The following is a 17236-nucleotide window of genomic DNA, read 5'->3' as shown; positions in this document are numbered from 1 at the left end:
TCGGAATTACACACCACCCGCCGTGAGCTTCTCGGGGTCCAGCAAGACCTCCAGTTCGCTACGCGACAGGTCGGTGTGTTCCAGGGCGACATCGATGACCGGGCGGCCTTGTTGATAAGCCGTCTTGGCGATTTGCGCGGCTTTCTGGTAACCGATGATCGGGTTCAGTGCTGTAACCAGGATCGGGTTGCGCGACAGCGCCTCCTTGAGCCTGGCCTCGTTGACCTTGAAAGTGGCAATGGCCTTATCCGCCAGCAACCGGCTGACATTGGCCATCAAGGCGATGCTGCTCAGCAGGTTCTGGGCGATGATCGGCAACATCACGTTCAGTTCGAAGTTGCCCGACTGGCCGGCCACGGTGATCACCGTGTCGTTGCCGATCACCTGGGTCGCGACCATCGCGGTGGCTTCCGGGATCACTGGGTTGACCTTGCCGGGCATGATGGAAGAGCCCGGCTGCAAGCCCTCCAGCTCGATCTCGCCCAGGCCAGCCAGGGGCCCGGAATTCATCCAGCGCAAGTCGTTGGCGATTTTCATCAACGACACCGCCGTGGTCTTGAGTTGCCCGGAAACCGCCACCGCGGTGTCCTGGGAACCGATCAGGGCGAAGAAGTTCTTGCCAGGCGTGAATTGCACCTGAGTCAGCAGGGTCAGCTGTTGGCTGAACAGCTCGGCGAAGCGAGGGTGGGCATTGACCCCGGTTCCCACCGCCGTGCCCCCCTGGGCCAGGGCCTGCAGGCTTGGCAGCAGCTCCTGCAAATGGCCGATATTGGCTTTCAACTGCTGCGCCCATCCCTCCAGCACCTGGCTCAGGCGGACCGGCATCGCATCCATCAGGTGGGTACGACCGGTCTTGATGAACGGATGAACCTCCATCGCCTTGTGCTCGATCACCTGGACCAGATGTGTCAGCGCCGGCAACAACTGCTCATGCAAGGCCAGTGCGGCGCTGACATGAATGCAGGTGGGGATGATGTCGTTACTGCTCTGCCCGCAGTTGACGTGATCGTTCGGGTTGACCGTCTCTCCCAGTAACCGGCTGGCAAGGGTGGCGATCACTTCGTTGGCGTTCATGTTCGAACTGGTGCCGGAGCCGGTCTGGAAGATATCCACCGGGAAGTGATCCATGAAATGACCTTCGAGCAGCCCTTGCGCCGCATCGACAATGGCTTTGCCCTGAGCCGCGCTGATCTGTCCCAGCTCCACGTTGGCCCGGGCGGCGGCGGCCTTGGCAAGGATCAGTGCGCGAATGAACGGCGCAGGCATGCGCTGGCCGCTGACGGGGAAGTTATCCACGGCACGCTGGGTCTGCGCGCCGTACAGGGCATCTGTCGGGACGTGGAGCTCGCCCATGCTGTCGCGTTCGATACGGGTATTACTCATCGGGAAATCCTTGTACCGGTTCATTAAGAGAGAGGGAGGGTGCCAAGACGCAGGTCGCCAGCGCCCAGGCATGGCTCTGCCAACGCCTCAGGCGACATTGGCAGAGTGATTGGCGTTCGAGATCGCGCAATGGGCGCCAGGCCTGATCGAGACAGAGCGCCCGCCAGTGCCAGGGCAGCGCGATATCCGAGGCGGTGTCGAGCAGCAAGCGAAAGGCCGTTTCGCCGATCATCCATGGCGAAGTGGCGGTACAGCAGGCCAGATAGCGCCCTTCGGCCAGGTAGTGCTCGATCAACCGCGGTTCGTCCGGGTTCATCGCACATCGGATCTGACGACTCATCCAGCGCCAGCTTTCAAGGTAAGGCTGTTCGTGCAAGGCAAGACTCATGACCGGGGCTCAATCGGCTAATGAGATTAATTATTAGATGATAATAAGAATCAACACAAGCCTTGAGAGAAACACATTGTTGCCAGGCCCTGGGTCCAAACAGGGTCAAGCGGACATAAAAAAAGCGCGTCACCCGCTAGGTTGACGCGCCGTCCTTATTGCGATGACAGGTCAGCTGCCCGCCACCGTCATCCGCTCGATCAGCACGGAACCGGTGCGGATGTTGCTGCGCAGTTCCAGGTCGTTCCCCACGGCCAGGATCTGCTTGAACATGTCGCGCATGTTGCCGGCGATGGTCACTTCCTGGACCGGGAATTGGATCTCGCCATTTTCGACCCAGAACCCCGCCGCGCCACGGGAGTAATCCCCGGTCACCATGTTCAGGCCATGGCCCATCAGTTCGGTCACCAGCAACCCACGTCCCATGCGGCGCAGCAAGGCCGCCTGGTCCTCTTCGCCATGGCTGACGAACAGGTTGTGCACGCCACCGGCATTGGCGGTACTCGGCATACCGAGCTTACGGCCCGAATAGGTGCCCAGGATGTAGGACACCAGCTCGCCCTTCTCCACGAACGGTTTGGCATAGGTCGCCAGCCCATCGCCGTCGAAGGCCGAACTGCCCATGGCCCGCATCAGATGCGGACGTTCATCGATCGTCATCCATTCCGGGAACAGTTTCTGCCCCAGCGCACCTTCGAGGAACGAAGACTTGCGGTACAGGTTGCCACCAGACACCGCCGACAGGAAGCTGCCGAACAGCCCACCGGCCAGCTCGGCGGCAAACAATACCGGCACTTCGCAGGTGGGTACCGGGCGAGCGCCCAGACGACTGGCTGCTCGCTGAGCGGCTTTCTGACCGATGCTCACCGGATCCGCCAACAAGTTGCCCTGACGGTTCACGTCATACCAATAGTCGCGCTGCATCTGGCCGTCGGCCTCGGCAATCATCACGCAGCTGAGGCTGTGACGGGTCGAGGCATAACCACCAATGAAACCGTGGCTGTTGCCGTACACCCGGCAACCTTGATGGGTATTGAGCGTGGTGCCATCGGCGTTCCTGATCCGGCTGTCGGCGTCGAATGCCGCCGCCTCGCAGCGCAACGCCTGCTCGATGGCCTGCTCGGGCGTAATGTCCCAGGCGTGGAACAGGTCGAAATCCGGCTGTTCCTTGCACATCAGCGCGGCATCGGCCAGGCCCGAAGCTTCATCTTCGGACGTGTGTTTGGCGATTGCCAACGCAGCGGCGACGGTTTCACGAATGGCATCGGGGCCACTGGCCGACGTGCTGGCCGAACCCTTGCGCTGCCCCACATACAAGGTGATACCAAACCCTTGGTCGCGGTTGAATTCGACGGTTTCCACCTCGCGCTGGCGCACCGACGTCGACAGGCCCTGCTCCAGGGACACTGCCACTTCGCAGGCACTGGCGCCCTGTCGCCGGGCTTCGGCGAGGATCTGCTCGACTTGTTCCTGCAGTGCCGGCAACGCTTGCGGACCGACGCTTTGAACTGCACTCATGGTGTTCTCCACTCAAATTCTGCTTTCGGTCGGGGCCTGCGGGAAAAGTGCCTGCGCGACTTTTCATACAAACCCGAGGCCTTCGAGCGACCGGGCCGGACAAGCGGCCCCCGACTGGTTATCATGGCGGCGTTTCTTTGCGGACTGCCCCCATGGTTGATTCTTACGACGACTCCCTCTACGAGGGTGAAAAAAGCAAATCCCAGGTCAAGCGCGAGCTGCATGCTCTGGTTGACCTTGGCGAGCGCCTGACAACACTCAAGCCCGACTTGCTGGCCAAACTGCCCCTGACCGACGCCTTGCGCCGGGCCCTGGCCGATGCGCCCAAGCACACCGCGAACATCGCGCGTAAACGGCACCTGCAGTTCATCGGCAAACTGATGCGCGATCAGGACACCAGCGCCATCCTGGTTCTGCTCGATCAACTCGATGCCTCCACCCGGCAGTACAACGAACGCTTCCACAACCTGGAACGCTGGCGCGATCGCTTGATCGCAGGCGATGACGGCACCCTGGAAAAATTCGTCATCGACTACCCGGAGGCTGATCGCCAGCAACTGCGCTCCCTGATCCGTCAGGCCCAGCACGAGGTGGCGCATAACAAGCCCCCGGCCTCGAGCCGTAAAATCTTCAAGTACATCCGCGAGCTGGACGAAACCCAACGCGGCCTGCGCTGAGTAACGTCAGCGGGTGGAGGCTCAATACTCCACCCGCGGCTCCTGTCATGCGCCCGTGCCACCCACGGTAATCGCATCGATCTTCAAGGTCGGCTGGCCGACACCTACGGGCACCGATTGCCCATCCTTGCCGCATGTGCCCACTCCACTGTCCAGTGCCAGGTCGTTACCGACCATCGAAACCTTGCTCATTGCCTCCGGTCCGTTGCCGATCAGCGTCGCCCCTTTGACCGGTGCGGTGATCTTGCCGTCCTCGATCAGGTAGGCCTCGCTGGTGGAGAACACGAACTTGCCGCTGGTGATGTCCACCTGGCCGCCACCGAGGTTGGCGCAGTAGATGCCTTTTTTCACCGAGGCGATGATCTCCGCCGGATCGCTCTGGCCACCCAGCATGTAAGTGTTGGTCATGCGCGGCATCGGCAGGTGCGCGTAGGACTCCCGCCGACCATTGCCGGTGCGGGCCACGCCCATCAGCCGAGCGTTGAGCTTGTCTTGCATGTAACCCTTGAGCACGCCGTTTTCAATCAGCGTGGTGCACTCGGTCGGCGTGCCTTCATCATCGACGCTCAAGGAACCGCGACGCCCGGCCAGGGTGCCGTCATCGACGATCGTGCAGAGTTTCGAGGCAACCATTTCGCCCATGCGTCCGCTGTAGGCCGAACTGCCCTTGCGGTTGAAATCGCCTTCCAGGCCATGCCCCACCGCTTCATGCAGCAGCACGCCGGACCAGCCTGACCCCAGCACCACCGGCAATGTGCCGGCCGGCGCCGGAATGGCTTCCAGATTGACCAGTGCCTGGCGCAACGCTTCGCGTGCGTAGCTCATGGCGCGGTCTTCGCTGAGGAAATAACGGTAGTCTGTGCGCCCGCCGCCACCATGACCACCGCGCTCGCGGCGACCGTTCTGCTCGACGATCACACTGACGTTGAAGCGCACCAAAGGCCGAACGTCCGCCGCCAGGCCACCGTCGGTGGAGGCCACCAGGATCCGCTCCCAGACGCCGGCCATGCTCACCGACACCTGCTGGATACGCGGATCGAGGGCTCGAGTGGCAACGTCGATGCGCTTGAGCAGCTCGACCTTTTCAGCGCGGCTCATGACCTCCAGCGGGTTGTCCGGCGCATACAGCTGCGCAACATCCCGGCTGCTGAAAGCCTGGACCTTGCCGTTCTGCCCGGCTCGGGAAATCGAACGGGCGGCACGGGCGGCGGCGCCGAGGGCTTCCAGGGTAATGGCGTTGCTGTAGGCAAAACCGGTCTTTTCCCCGGACTGGGCCCGCACGCCAACGCCCTGGTCAAGGTTGAAGCTGCCTTCCTTGACGATACCGTCCTCCAGCGACCAGGACTCGGAAATCTGGCCCTGGAAATACAGGTCGGCGGCATCGATGCCCGGCCCGGCCAGGTCGCCCAGCACGCCCTGAAGGCTTTCCAGGGTGACGCCGCCAGGGGCTAAAAGGTGTTCGCTGACTGAGGACAACAACCCGCTCATATGTTCTACGCCTTGAATTCGTCGTCTTGGACAGGCCGCTGTCGAGCGCCCTGCGAGAAAAAGCGCCGATGGCTCGCCACCGGCATGCGCGCCCGGATGGACGCTTGTTCGTTGCTGTCCAGTTCGGCCAGCAGCACGGCTTCACCTTGATCCTGTTGCGCCAGCACCCGTCCCCAAGGATCGACAATGGCGGCGTGGCCGAAGGTTTCACGCGGTCCTGGATGCACGCCGCCCTGGGCGGCCGCCAGCACGTAGCACTGAGTTTCGATGGCCCGGGCGCGAATCAGCACCTCCCAATGAGCGGCGCCGGTCACCGCGGTGAACGCCGAGGGTGCGCTGATCAGTTCCGCCCCGGCAGCCCGCAGCTCGCTATAAAGCTCCGGAAAACGCAAGTCATAGCAGACCGTCAGGCCGACCCGCCCCACTGGCGTATCGGCGACCACCATGTTACTGCCGTAAGCATAGTCATCCGACTCGCGATAGCGTCCACGATTGTCCGCCACGTCCACATCGAACAAGTGCAGCTTGTCGTAGCGCGCCACCACCTGGCCCTGATCGTCCACCAACAGCGAACAGGCATGCGCCTTGGCCTCAGGCCGATCCACCGGCGGCAAGGGCAACGTCCCGGCCACGATCCATAACCTGAGGTCGCGGGCGACCTGTTTCAACCAGGGCAGGATCGGTCCCTGACCAAAGGCTTCGGCGCGACCGATGTCGGCGACGTCCCGCCGGCCCATGGCGGCGAAGTTTTCCGGCAGCACCGCCAGCCGTGCACCACCGGCGGCCGCCCGTTCCAGTAGCACCCGGGCACGCGCCAGATTGGCGAGCACATCGCTCTGGCTGACCATTTGGATTACTGCGACTGACATGGTGCTTCCCCTTGTCGTTGTCTTCCCCTGTGGGAGCGAGCCTGCTCGCGATAGCGGTGGATCAGTCAACATGCATGTTGGATGTACCGGCCTCATCGCGAGCAGGCTCGCTCCCACAGGGAATGGTGTCGATCCGTCAAAACGGCTTGTCAAAGGTGATCTTCGGCTCTTTCCAGGGTCCCTTGACGTCGTATCTTACGCTGGCAAACCGCGCCACGCGGTCACCGATCAGCTTGTCGATCAGAAACAATGCGCCTCCCACCGCCGGGGCGCCCACGATCAGCGCGGCAATCGGCAGATTGTTGGTCACCGGCAGCGTCACCAGCAGCTTGGCATCGACCCGGTCGGCCACCATGTCCAGCGTACCGTTGAGCTCCAGGTTGCTCGATGGGCCCGTCAGCATGATGGGTTCGCGGGTCACGTAAACGCCATTGCTCGCCACCAGCAGTCCCTTGACCCGGTCGTAGCTCAGCCCCTTGCCGAACAGATCGGAGAAATCCAGGCGCAGCCGCCGGCCGATGGAGTTGAAGTTCAGCAGGCCGAAGACCCGCAGTGCCTGGGCGCTGCCTTCGACCTCGACGAACTGGCCCTTGCTCAGCGAAGCATCGAGGCTGCCGGAAAAGCGCTTGGTGGCGACCCAGGCCGGTGATCCGGGCCAACGGCCATCGACATCCAGGCGGAATTCCTGGCTGGTCACGCTGGGAGCGAACCCCCAGCCCTTGAGCACGTCGGCCAGGTTCTTGCCGCTGATGCGCCCCTTGTACCAACTGCTGGTGGAGCCAGGCGCGCCCTCCCAGCCACCACTGCCGTTCAAAACCATCCCCTTGAGACCCATGTCCAGATTGTTCAGCGCGATGCCCTTGGCGGTCGGCCTTACTTTCAGAGACCACGCACCAATGAGATCAGTGCCCTGGAACAGCTGATCGATGGTGATATCCATCGCCGGGATCCGCGAAGGATCGACCGATGCCAGTGGGTCCGGTGCGTTCTCGTCGGCTTGTACCGTCGGATCCGCGGCCGGCAAGCGGACGTAATCGAGGTTGATACCGATCGGGGCAGCCTTCGCATCCGGCAGGTTGACATTGCCCTTGGCCTGCTGGCTGTCGAGCCGCAAGGCCCAGGCGTCCGCTTTGCGATCGAGCTGCAGCGACGCCTGGTCCAAGGTGGTGCCCATGGCCGTAAGCTTGCCTACCTTCAGGTCAGCACCGCTGAGCAACTGCCTGGCGCTGCCGCCCGGGTCCTGCCCGGCGTACTTGTTCACCAGATCCTGCCAGGGTTCCACGTCCAGCGCCGGGAGCGTCCCTCGCAGCCGAACCCCTTTGGCGCCCGGCAAGACTGCATCTCCATCCCCCAACAACAGTTCCCCGCGCCCTTCGGCAACCTTCCCGTTCGGTGCCGCATAGGTGAAGCTGGCCACATCGCCATAATCCACCCAGTAGCGTCGCTCCGCCCCTTGCAACGTCATGCGCAACACCGTATCGCGACCGGCATCTGCTGCCAGGCCAAAGGGTGCCGGCAGATTCACGGCCACGCCCTTGAGGTTGGAGTTGACCGATAACTGGCTATCGGCGCCGTCGAGAATCACCTGCAACTGGTACGGAATGATTCCGGTGACCGGCAATGGCTGGGTGACGTTCAGCCAGTCGGTGAGTTTCTTGACCTCCACCCGCCCGGACGCCGCCACCCGGGTGTTGAGCGCACCCGCACGGCCTTCGGCAAAGATCTGCGCCGTCACGGGCCGGTCGAACGCTTGGGCAGCGATGTTCTTGCCGCTCAGTCCCTTGCTGCTGTCGAAGCGGAAATCCCCCTTGAGCTGGGTGAGCTCCAGCGCCGGTTCACTGAGCTTGAGCCGGGCCTTGTCGGTACTGAAGTCCACCAGGATCTTCGGCTGCTCACTTTTGACCAGGGGGATGTCGAGCTTCACGCGGCCTTGCAGGTCGCCGTCGCCTTCCCAGCCAGCGAACGTCTCGGCGGTGCCGATCGGTGCCGTCTGCAGTATTTTCAGGCCGTCTTTCAGGCCCCCGGCGAACCCGCCGTCCAGCAGCAGATGCGAGGGTTGCCCGCTCGGGACATGGGGGATTTCCACCGACACGTCCTTGACTTGGGTGTCCAGCAATTGCCCCTGGGTGGCGTAGATGCGCACGCCGCTGTCCTCGACGAAGACGTCGCCGTTGACCTTGCTGACCGAAGGCCAGCCCGGCTGGAACGCCAACTCGGCGTCGTGCACCTTGAAAAACAGGCTGATGCTGCGGGCCGCGTCACCGGCACCGTGGTTCAGCGAACCTTGATACTGGAAGAAGCCCTGGTCCACCGCCCCTTTGACGATGGCCGTACGCAACCACTCGTCCAGGGCCGGGCTCAGGACCGCCGGCAGGTACTTGGCGGTGTAGCGCCCGTCGCCATCCACCAGGCCGACCCGCAGGTCCATGTAGTCTTCCTGGCTATGATCCAGATGCAGTCGGATCAGGAAATCGCCTGCGATTCTGCCCTCTTCTCCCAGCACCTTCAGATACGGCGCGATGAGAGTGAAGCTTTGCTTGTCCAGCTTCCAGGTCAGCCGGGCGTTGGCCTGCAGATACTGCCAGGGCTTGGCGAAAATCGGGTCCAGGTGCAGGACAAAATCCTTGCTGTCCATGCGCAGTTCACCGCCACCGAGGTCGCCACTGAGGCTGCCCGAGACATTGCGCGCCGCCGGTGCACCGCGATAGGCATCGAACCCCACTGTATCCAGATTGGTGGCGAAGCTGACCTTGCGATCGCCGGCGTTCTGTGGCCGGTAGTCCACCAACACGTTGCGCAAGGCGCCGGTCACCTTGAGCCGGTCGATCGTCGTTGCGACGCCTTCGGGCAAGGGTGCAAGAGAATGGATCAGAGGCGTAAGCGGGGTCAGGTCAAGGCGATCGGCCTGCAGATGCCAGAGCTCTTCGGCCTTCTCGGTGGCGGCGCTCTGCTGCAATTGCAGGCGCGACGTCCAGCGGGTCTCCCCCAGGCTCATGGCCAGGGAATCGAACGTCGCGGTGAAGCCGTCCGCACCGCGCTGGAAATACCCATCGAGCGCCAGGTTGCGGATCTGCACCGGCGTGCGTTCGGCATAGGCACCCGTGAGTTCCGGGGCGTTCAACCGTACGGCCGCGCTTTGCAGCGTGCCGTCTCCCCAGCTCAGCCATATTTCGCCGCCGGCCTTGATCCGGGAAAAATTCCACTGCCGGGTCAGGCCGTTCGGTAGCCATTTCGACCAGTCACTCTGGGGCAGGCTCAGGTAGGCATCGGCCCGTCCGTTCCTCCAGTCGCTGGCTCGAATACGGGTGCGCAGGTTGAGCGCCACCGGCTGGCCGTCGGGCAGGGTCAGGCGGGCATCCAGACGCTGACGGGTGGCTCCGGTCTTCAGACTCAGGCCGACATAGGTCAGGGTCAGTGGCGCTTGCTCCAGCGGTTGCAAAGTGACTTGACTATCGAGGATCGACAACCTGGAAATCACCTGCATCCGTTCCAGCAGTTGCTGCGGGTCGACTGGCTGATCACCCTTCACCGGCAGGCCTTCCAGGGCCCATTGGCCGTCGGCGGCTTCCTTGAGGCTGATCTTGAGACCGCCAAGCTCCAGATGAGCGATGCGTGCCTGACGCGCCAGCAGACTGTCCCACACGTCGGGCACGGCCCGCACCTGGTCCAGGTGCAGCGCATTGGCACCCTCCCCGACCGTCACGTCGTGAGCCGACAGAACAGGGGACAAGGCACTCCAACCACCTTCCAGGCTACCGATGCGTACGGGCAAGCCCAGGGCATCACTGGCGCGGGTCTCGACTTCAGCGCGATATTCCGCCACCAGGGGCGCCAGTTCCCGGCCGAGGCTGACATACAACGCCAGGAGTACCAGCAGCAGCGCACAAAGGCCCAGCCCCCAGCGGGTCAACGCGGCTAAAATGCGTGTCAAACGCTCCATGTCAGCAGACTCCCCTGGCAATGGTGTTCACGTCAGCGAGATCGCTGTTTCAGGAGCCACGTCAGAGCAGCACAACGTCGTATTGTTCCTGGGAATACATGGTTTCGACCTGGAAGCGAATCGTACGCCCGATAAAAGCCTCCAGTTCCGCGACATTACCCGACTCCTCATCGAGCAGGCGATCCACCACTTTCTGGTTCGCCAACACTCTATAGCCAGTGGCCTGGTAGGCGCGCGCCTCCCGGAGAATTTCCCTGAAGATTTCGTAACACACGGTTTCCGGGGTCTTCAGCTTGCCCCGCCCCTGGCAGGCGCTGCACGGCTCGCACAGCACCTGCTCGAGGCTTTCGCGGGTGCGCTTGCGGGTCATCTGCACCAGGCCCAACTCGGTGATGCCGATGATGTTGGTCTTGGCGTGGTCGCGCTCGAGCTGCTTCTCCAGCGTCCTGAGTACCTGCCGCTGATGCTCCTCATCCTCCATGTCGATGAAGTCGATGATGATGATCCCGCCCAGGTTGCGCAGGCGCAATTGGCGGGCAATGGCGGTGGCCGCTTCCAGATTGGTCTTGAAGATGGTTTCTTCGAGGTTGCGATGACCGACGAACGCCCCGGTGTTGACGTCGATGGTGCTCATGGCTTCGGCCGGATCGACCACCAGGTAGCCACCGGACTTGAGCGGCACCTTGCGCTCCAGGGCCTTCTGGATTTCGTCCTCGACGCCGTACAGATCGAAAATCGGCCGCTCGCCGGGATAATGCTCTAGGCGGTCGGCAATTTCCGGCATCAACTCGGCTACGAACTGGGTGGTCTTCTGGAAGGTTTCCCGGGAGTCGATGCGGATTTTCTCGATCTTGGGGCTGACCAGGTCCCGCAGCGTGCGCAGCGCCAAGCCCAGGTCCTCGTAAATCACGCTGGGCGTGGCAATGGTCTTGATCTGGGCGGCGATCTGGTCCCAGAGTCTGCGCAGGTAGCGGATATCCATGAGGATCTCATCGGCCCCGGCCCCTTCGGCGGCAGTGCGCAGGATAAAGCCACCGGCTTCCTTGATGCCTTCCTTCTCCACGCAATCGCTGACCACCTGCTTGAGGCGTTCGCGCTCGGCTTCGTCCTCGATTTTCAACGAGATGCCGACGTGGGCGGTGCGTGGCATGTACACCAGGTAACGCGACGGAATGGACAGTTGCGTGGTAAGCCGCGCGCCCTTGGAACCGATGGGGTCCTTGGTCACCTGCACCACCAGGCTCTGGCCTTCATGAACCAGGGCGCCGATGCTCTCCACGGCCGGGCCTTCGCGCATGGAGATTTCCGAGGCATGGATGAACGCTGCGCGGTCCAGGCCGATATCCACGAACGCCGCCTGCATGCCCGGCAACACCCGCACCACCTTGCCCTTGTAGATATTGCCGACGATGCCGCGCTTCTGCGTGCGCTCGACATGCACTTCTTGCAACACACCGTTTTCAACCACCGCCACGCGCGACTCCATCGGCGTGATGTTGATCAGGATCTCTTCACTCATGGCAGGGTCTCGTTCAGGCATGTTCACGATAATGGCCGCATCAGGTCAGACGGCGCTCATTGCGCGCTCAAGGTTTGCCAACAGGGTATGCCGAAATGGCCCAACAATTCTGCCGTTTCACACAGCGGCAGGCCGACCACCGCAGAATAGCTGCCCTCGAGCCCGGTAACGAACACCGCGCCCAGCCCCTGGATGCCATAGCTGCCGGCCTTGTCCCGAGGCTCGCCGCTGGCCCAGTAGGCAAGCGCCTCCTGCTCGGTGATGGCGCGAAAGCGCACCCGACTGCGCACGACCCGGGACTCGCAGCGTTGCCCATCCAGCACGGCAATGGCGGTCAACACTTCGTGATCGCGACCGGACAGCGCCATGAGCATTGCCACGGAGTCCGCCTGGTCCAGCGGCTTGCCAAGGATCCGCCCGTCCAGCACCACGGCCGTGTCGGCCCCCAATACGCAGCCATCCGTACTGACTTTCAAAGCACGTCGCCCAGCCGCGGCCTTGCCGCGCGCCAGGCGCTCGACGTAGGCCGATGGGCTTTCGTGGTCCAGGGGAGTTTCGTCAATGTCGGCGCCGACAGTCGTAAAGGCCACACCAATCTGGGTGAGCAGCTCACGTCGACGCGGTGAGCCTGAGGCGAGGTAAAGCGGTTTCATCAAGACACTTCCCTCTTACATGCCCGAACGGATCAGTTGATCTTGAAACGCAGGCGCAGACCGCGCAAAGCGAAGCTGACCCAGGGCCAGAGCAAGGCACTGACCAGGGCGGGCAGCACCATCGCCAGGGTGGGCTGGCGATTGCCCGTTAACGCACTGAGCCACAATTGCACCAGCTGGGCGAGGCCGAAGATCACCAGGATCACCAGGCATTGCTGCCACATCGGGAACATGCGCAGGCGTTGCTGCAGCGACAGCACCAGGAAGGTGATCAAGGTCAGGATCAGTGCGTTCTGGCCCAGCAACGTGCCATAAAGCACGTCCTCGGCCAGCCCCAGGCACCAGGCGGTGACCATGCCCACCTTGTGCGGCAGCGCCAGTGCCCAGAAGGCCAGCAGCAGGGCCAGCCACAGTGGACGCAGGATCTCCATGAACTGCGGCAGTGGCGAGATACTGAGCAACAGGCCCAAGGCGAAAGTCAGCCAGACCATCCAGCCGTTACCGGATTGAGTACTGCTCATTCTTCTCGTGCTCCCCTGGTGGCTGGCGTGGCGGCAGGTGGCTTGGGCGCAGGACGGGTCGCCGGTGTGTGAGCTGCCGGCCTGGCAGGTGTCGCAGCAGGTGCGGGAGCGGTAGCCGGCGCCGTTGCCGGGGCTGGTGCGGTCGGTGGCACCGAGGGGGTCGGCGTCGTGGCCGGTGCCGGGGCCGAAGTGCCGTGCGCTGTCGCTTCGCCCCCCTGCCGATCCTGCGCCTCCTGGGCGACAGCGGCATCATTGGCGCGCTCTTCCGGCGTACGGTTATCACTGAATACCAATAGCAGGTATCGGCTGCGGTTCAGGGCAGCCGTTGGCACCGCGCGGACGATGGCGAATGGCTGGCCGGAGTCATGAATGACTTCCTTGACCGTCGCCACGGGGTAACCGGCCGGGAATCGCTGGCCAAGGCCGGAGCTGACCAGCAGGTCGCCCTCCTTGATATCGGCAGTATCAGCCACGTGCCGCAGTTCCAGGCGCTCCGGGTTGCCGGTACCGCTGGCAATCGCCCGCAAGCCGTTGCGGTTCACTTGCACGGGAATGCTGTGGGTGGTGTCGGTCAGCAACAGCACACGAGAGGTGTACGGCATCAACTCCACCACCTGGCCCATCAGGCCTCGGGCATCGAGCACCGGCTGGCCAAGGACCACGCCGTCGCGCTCACCCTTGTTGATGATGATTCGATGGGTGAAGGGGTTGGGGTCCATGCCGATGAGCTCGGCCACTTCGACCTTTTCGTTGACCAGCGCCGAAGAATTGAGCAACTCGCGCAGGCGCACGTTCTGCTCGGTGAGGGCCGCCAGCTTCTGCATGCGCCCCTGCAGCAGCAGGTTTTCAGTCTTGAGTTTCTCGTTTTCGGCGACCAGCTCGGTCCGGCTGCCGAACTGGCTGGCCACACCTTGCCACAACCGCTGCGGCAGGTCGGTGATCCAGTAGGACTCCATAAGGACCAGCGACATCTGGCTGCGCAGAGGCTTGAGCAGCGTGAAACGGGCATCGACCACCATCAGCGCAACCGATAGCACGGCCAGCACCAGCAGGCGCACACCCAGCGAGGGGCCTTTGGCAAAAAGCGGTTTAATAGGCCGCTCCTCCCAGGCAGATGTTCTCTTTATTCATACGGTATCGAACCGGCCTGGCTACGAATGACAGAAGATAAACGCCAACAGGCAGCACTGCAAAGTGCTGCCTGTGCGCTCACCCATGTAATGCAAATCCGGCGATTATTCGCTGGAGAGCAGGTCCATGGTGTGCTTGTCCATCATTTCCAATGCACGGCCACCGCCGCGGGCAACACAGGTCAGCGGGTCTTCGGCAACGATCACCGGCAGCCCGGTTTCCTGGGCCAGCAGTTTGTCGAGGTCGCGCAACAACGCACCACCACCGGTCAGCACCAGGCCGCGCTCGGCGATGTCGGAAGCCAGTTCCGGCGGCGACTGTTCCAGGGCACTTTTCACAGCCTGGACGATAGTAGCCAGGGACTCTTGCAGAGCCTCCAGCACTTCGTTGGAGTTCAGGGTGAATGCACGTGGAACGCCTTCGGCCAGATTGCGACCGCGCACATCGACTTCACGTACTTCGCCACCCGGGTAGGCGGTGCCGATTTCCTGCTTGATGCGCTCGGCGGTGGATTCGCCGATCAGGCTGCCGTAGTTGCGGCGTACGTAGGTAATGATCGCTTCGTCGAAACGGTCGCCGCCCACACGCACGGATTCGGCATAGACCACACCGTTGAGGGAGATCAGGGCGATTTCGGTGGTACCACCACCGATGTCGACGACCATCGAGCCACGGGCTTCTTCTACCGGCAAGCCGGCACCGATGGCGGCTGCCATGGGCTCTTCGATCAGGAACACTTCGCGGGCACCGGCGCCGAGGGCCGATTCACGGATGGCGCGACGCTCCACCTGGGTGGACTTGCATGGAACGCAGATCAGCACGCGTGGGCTGGGCTGCAGAAAGCTGTTTTCGTGAACTTTGTTGATGAAGTACTGCAGCATCTTTTCGCAGACGCTGAAGTCGGCGATCACACCGTCTTTCATCGGGCGAATGGCCGCGATGTTGCCCGGCGTACGGCCCAGCATGCGCTTGGCTTCCGTACCGACAGCCACGACACTTTTCTGGTTGCCGTGGGTGCGGATGGCCACGACCGAGGGTTCATTCAGGACGATACCGCGCTCGCGCACGTAAATAAGGGTGTTGGCAGTGCCCAGGTCAATGGAAAGATCGCTGGAAAACATGCCACGCAGTTTCTTGAACATGGGAAAGGGACCCTAGGCAACGCGTGGGTAAAAAAGTGCGGCAAACTCTAACAACGACAGGGATTTTGGGCAAGGCGCCAATATGTTAAATTGGCCGCTTTTCTGTGCACCAAACCCTACAATCGCGGCCAATGCCCTGTTTCGAACAGTATTTGTGATACACGGCACTGGACCGTAGAAATGCGGTAGTGTTCCGACAATCTAACACACGGACAGACTGCGTCCGTTTTGTTTTCCACTGGAGAATCCCATGGCGCTTGAACGCTCCGACGTGGAAAAAATCGCTCATCTGGCCTGCCTGGGCCTCAATGAAGCCGATCTTCCACACATCACTTCTGCCCTGAACAGCATTCTGGGGCTGGTCGACGAGATGCAGGCGGTCAATACCGACGGTATCGAACCCCTGGCCCACCCACTGGAAGCCAGCCAGCGCCTGCGCGCAGACGTCGTGACCGAGCCGAATAACCGCGAGGCCTACCAATCCATCGCACCCGCGGTCGAAAACGGCCTGTACCTGGTTCCGAAAGTCATCGACTAAAGGGAAAGAGCCTCTCATGCATCACATGACCCTGGCCGAGATCGCCCGCGGACTCGCCGATAAAAAGTTTTCTTCCGAAGAGCTGACCAAGACTCTGCTGGCGCGCATCGCCCAGCTCGACCCGCAGCTCAACAGTTTCATCAGTCTCACCGAAGAACTGGCCATGAGCCAGGCCAAGGCCGCCGATGCCCGTCGCGCCAACGGTGAAACCGGCGCCCTGCTCGGCGCGCCGATTGCCCACAAGGACCTGTTCTGCACCCAGGGCATCCGCACCAGCTGCGGCTCGAAGATGCTCGACACCTTCAAGGCCCCGTACGACGCTACCGTGGTCGCCAAGCTGGCTGCCGCCGGGACCGTAACCCTGGGCAAGACCAACATGGACGAATTCGCCATGGGCTCGGCCAACGAGTCGAGCCACTACGGCGCCGTGAAGAACCCATGGAACCTGGCACACGTGCCGGGCGGCTCGTCCGGCGGTTCCGCCGCGGCCGTGGCCGCGCGATTGCTGCCAGCCGCTACCGCCACCGACACCGGCGGCTCGATCCGCCAACCGGCGGCGTTCACCAACCTCACCGGCCTCAAGCCCACCTACGGTCGCGTATCGCGCTGGGGCATGATCGCCTACGCCTCCAGCCTCGACCAGGGCGGTCCACTGGCCCGCACCGCCGAAGACTGCGCGATCCTGCTGCAAGGCATGGCCGGCTTCGACCCGAACGACTCCACCAGCATCGACGAACCGGTGCCGGACTACAGCACCAGCCTCAACGACTCGTTGCAGGGCCTGCGCATCGGCGTGCCAAAAGAGTACTTCGGCGCCGGCCTCGACCCACGCATCGCCGATCTGGTCCAGAACAGCATCAAGGAACTGGAAAAGCTCGGCGCGATCATCAAGCAAATCAGCCTGCCAAACATGCAGCACGCGATTCCGGCGTACTACGTGATCGCCCCGGCTGAAGCCTCCTCCAACCTGTCGCGTTTCGACGGCGTGCGCTTCGGCTACCGCTGCGAGAACCCGCAGAACCTGGTAGACCTGTACAAGCGCTCCCGTGGCGAAGGCTTCGGCGCCGAAGTGCAGCGCCGGATCATGGTCGGCACCTATGCGCTGTCCGCTGGCTACTACGATGCCTACTACCTCAAGGCCCAGAAGATCCGCCGCCTGGTGAAGAACGATTTCATGGCCGCCTTCAACGAGGTCGACATCATCCTCGGCCCGACCACGCCAAACCCGGCCTGGAAACTCGGCGCCAAGAACAGTGACCCGATCGCCGAGTACCTGGAAGACGTCTACACCATCACCGCCAACCTCGCCGGTTTGCCGGGCCTGTCCATGCCGGCCGGTTTCGTCGATGGCCTGCCGGTGGGCGTGCAGTTGCTCGCGCCGTATTTCCAGGAAGGCCGCCTACTCAATGTGGCGCATCAGTACCAGCTCAATACCGACTGGCACACCCGCACCCCAACCGGCTTCTGAG

General features: G+C 62.7%; 14 protein-coding genes. 3 read left to right on the top strand and 11 right to left on the bottom strand.

Translation table 11 applies throughout. The features are described from left to right. Positions 1–6: 6 nt before the first annotated feature. The 3 genes from LCU97_RS07245 to pmbA all read right to left on the bottom strand — a co-directional run bounded on the left by LCU97_RS07245 (position 7) and on the right by pmbA (position 3289). Entirely contained in the window at positions 7–1383 is a 1377-nt protein-coding gene (locus LCU97_RS07245; RefSeq protein ID WP_053152263.1) for a class II fumarate hydratase, read from the bottom strand. Continuing rightward, complete coding sequence (locus LCU97_RS07240) at positions 1376–1771, bottom strand: hypothetical protein (RefSeq protein ID WP_053152261.1); 396 nt, start codon at positions 1769–1771, stop codon at positions 1376–1378. The genes LCU97_RS07245 and LCU97_RS07240 overlap by 8 nt, the downstream gene beginning before the upstream one ends. A gap of 171 nt (positions 1772–1942) precedes the next feature. Next, complete coding sequence (gene pmbA / locus LCU97_RS07235; RefSeq protein WP_053152259.1) at positions 1943–3289, bottom strand: metalloprotease PmbA; 1347 nt, start codon at positions 3287–3289, stop codon at positions 1943–1945. A gap of 152 nt (positions 3290–3441) precedes the next feature. Here pmbA and yjgA point away from each other — a divergent pair, with 152 nt between their 5' ends. After that, a complete protein-coding gene (yjgA, locus tag LCU97_RS07230; protein ID WP_053152258.1) occupies positions 3442–3966 on the top strand; it encodes a ribosome biogenesis factor YjgA in 525 nt (174 codons plus the stop codon). A gap of 45 nt (positions 3967–4011) precedes the next feature. Here the strand turns inward: yjgA and tldD are convergent, their stop codons facing one another. From tldD to mreB, 8 genes are all read right to left on the bottom strand, one after another. Continuing rightward, positions 4012–5454 (bottom strand): metalloprotease TldD, encoded by a 1443-nt coding sequence (tldD, locus tag LCU97_RS07225; RefSeq protein ID WP_053152256.1) that lies wholly within the window; start codon positions 5452–5454, stop codon positions 4012–4014. A gap of 5 nt (positions 5455–5459) precedes the next feature. Beyond that, a complete protein-coding gene (locus LCU97_RS07220; RefSeq protein WP_232776006.1) occupies positions 5460–6323 on the bottom strand; it encodes a carbon-nitrogen hydrolase family protein in 864 nt (287 codons plus the stop codon). A 136-nt stretch (positions 6324–6459) separates the two neighbouring features. Next, positions 6460–10263, bottom strand: coding sequence for a YhdP family protein (locus LCU97_RS07215; protein WP_232776005.1), 3804 nt, complete (start codon positions 10261–10263; stop codon positions 6460–6462). A gap of 61 nt (positions 10264–10324) precedes the next feature. Next, a complete protein-coding gene (rng, locus tag LCU97_RS07210; protein ID WP_041024433.1) occupies positions 10325–11782 on the bottom strand; it encodes a ribonuclease G in 1458 nt (485 codons plus the stop codon). 56 nt (positions 11783–11838) lie between these two features. Then, positions 11839–12435 carry a Maf family protein gene (locus LCU97_RS07205; protein ID WP_053152250.1) on the bottom strand — a complete coding sequence of 199 codons (597 nt, stop codon included), beginning with the start codon at positions 12433–12435 and terminating at the stop codon, positions 11839–11841. 32 nt (positions 12436–12467) lie between these two features. Beyond that, positions 12468–12956, bottom strand: a complete 489-nt coding sequence (mreD, locus tag LCU97_RS07200; RefSeq protein ID WP_053152248.1) for a rod shape-determining protein MreD — start codon at positions 12954–12956, stop codon at positions 12468–12470. Further along, entirely contained in the window at positions 12953–14020 is a 1068-nt protein-coding gene (gene mreC / locus LCU97_RS07195) for a rod shape-determining protein MreC (RefSeq protein ID WP_232776228.1), read from the bottom strand. Before mreC ends, mreD begins: the two co-directional genes overlap by 4 nt. Before the next feature lie 171 nt (positions 14021–14191). After that, positions 14192–15229 (bottom strand): rod shape-determining protein MreB, encoded by a 1038-nt coding sequence (gene mreB / locus LCU97_RS07190; RefSeq protein WP_002555108.1) that lies wholly within the window; start codon positions 15227–15229, stop codon positions 14192–14194. Positions 15230–15479: 250 nt separating this feature from the next. Here mreB and gatC point away from each other — a divergent pair, with 250 nt between their 5' ends. Together gatC and gatA are read left to right on the top strand one after the other, a co-directional pair. Next, positions 15480–15767, top strand: a complete 288-nt coding sequence (gene gatC, locus LCU97_RS07185; protein ID WP_053152244.1) for an Asp-tRNA(Asn)/Glu-tRNA(Gln) amidotransferase subunit GatC — start codon at positions 15480–15482, stop codon at positions 15765–15767. Between the two features lie 16 nt (positions 15768–15783). After that, positions 15784–17235 (top strand): Asp-tRNA(Asn)/Glu-tRNA(Gln) amidotransferase subunit GatA, encoded by a 1452-nt coding sequence (gene gatA, locus LCU97_RS07180; protein ID WP_232776004.1) that lies wholly within the window; start codon positions 15784–15786, stop codon positions 17233–17235. Position 17236 lies beyond the last annotated feature (1 nt).

Origin of the sequence: Pseudomonas uvaldensis, from assembly GCF_021271205.1 — a bacterium.
GTDB classification, from domain to species: domain Bacteria; phylum Pseudomonadota; class Gammaproteobacteria; order Pseudomonadales; family Pseudomonadaceae; genus Aquipseudomonas; species Aquipseudomonas uvaldensis.
This window is presented reverse-complemented; position numbering and strand designations above follow the sequence as displayed.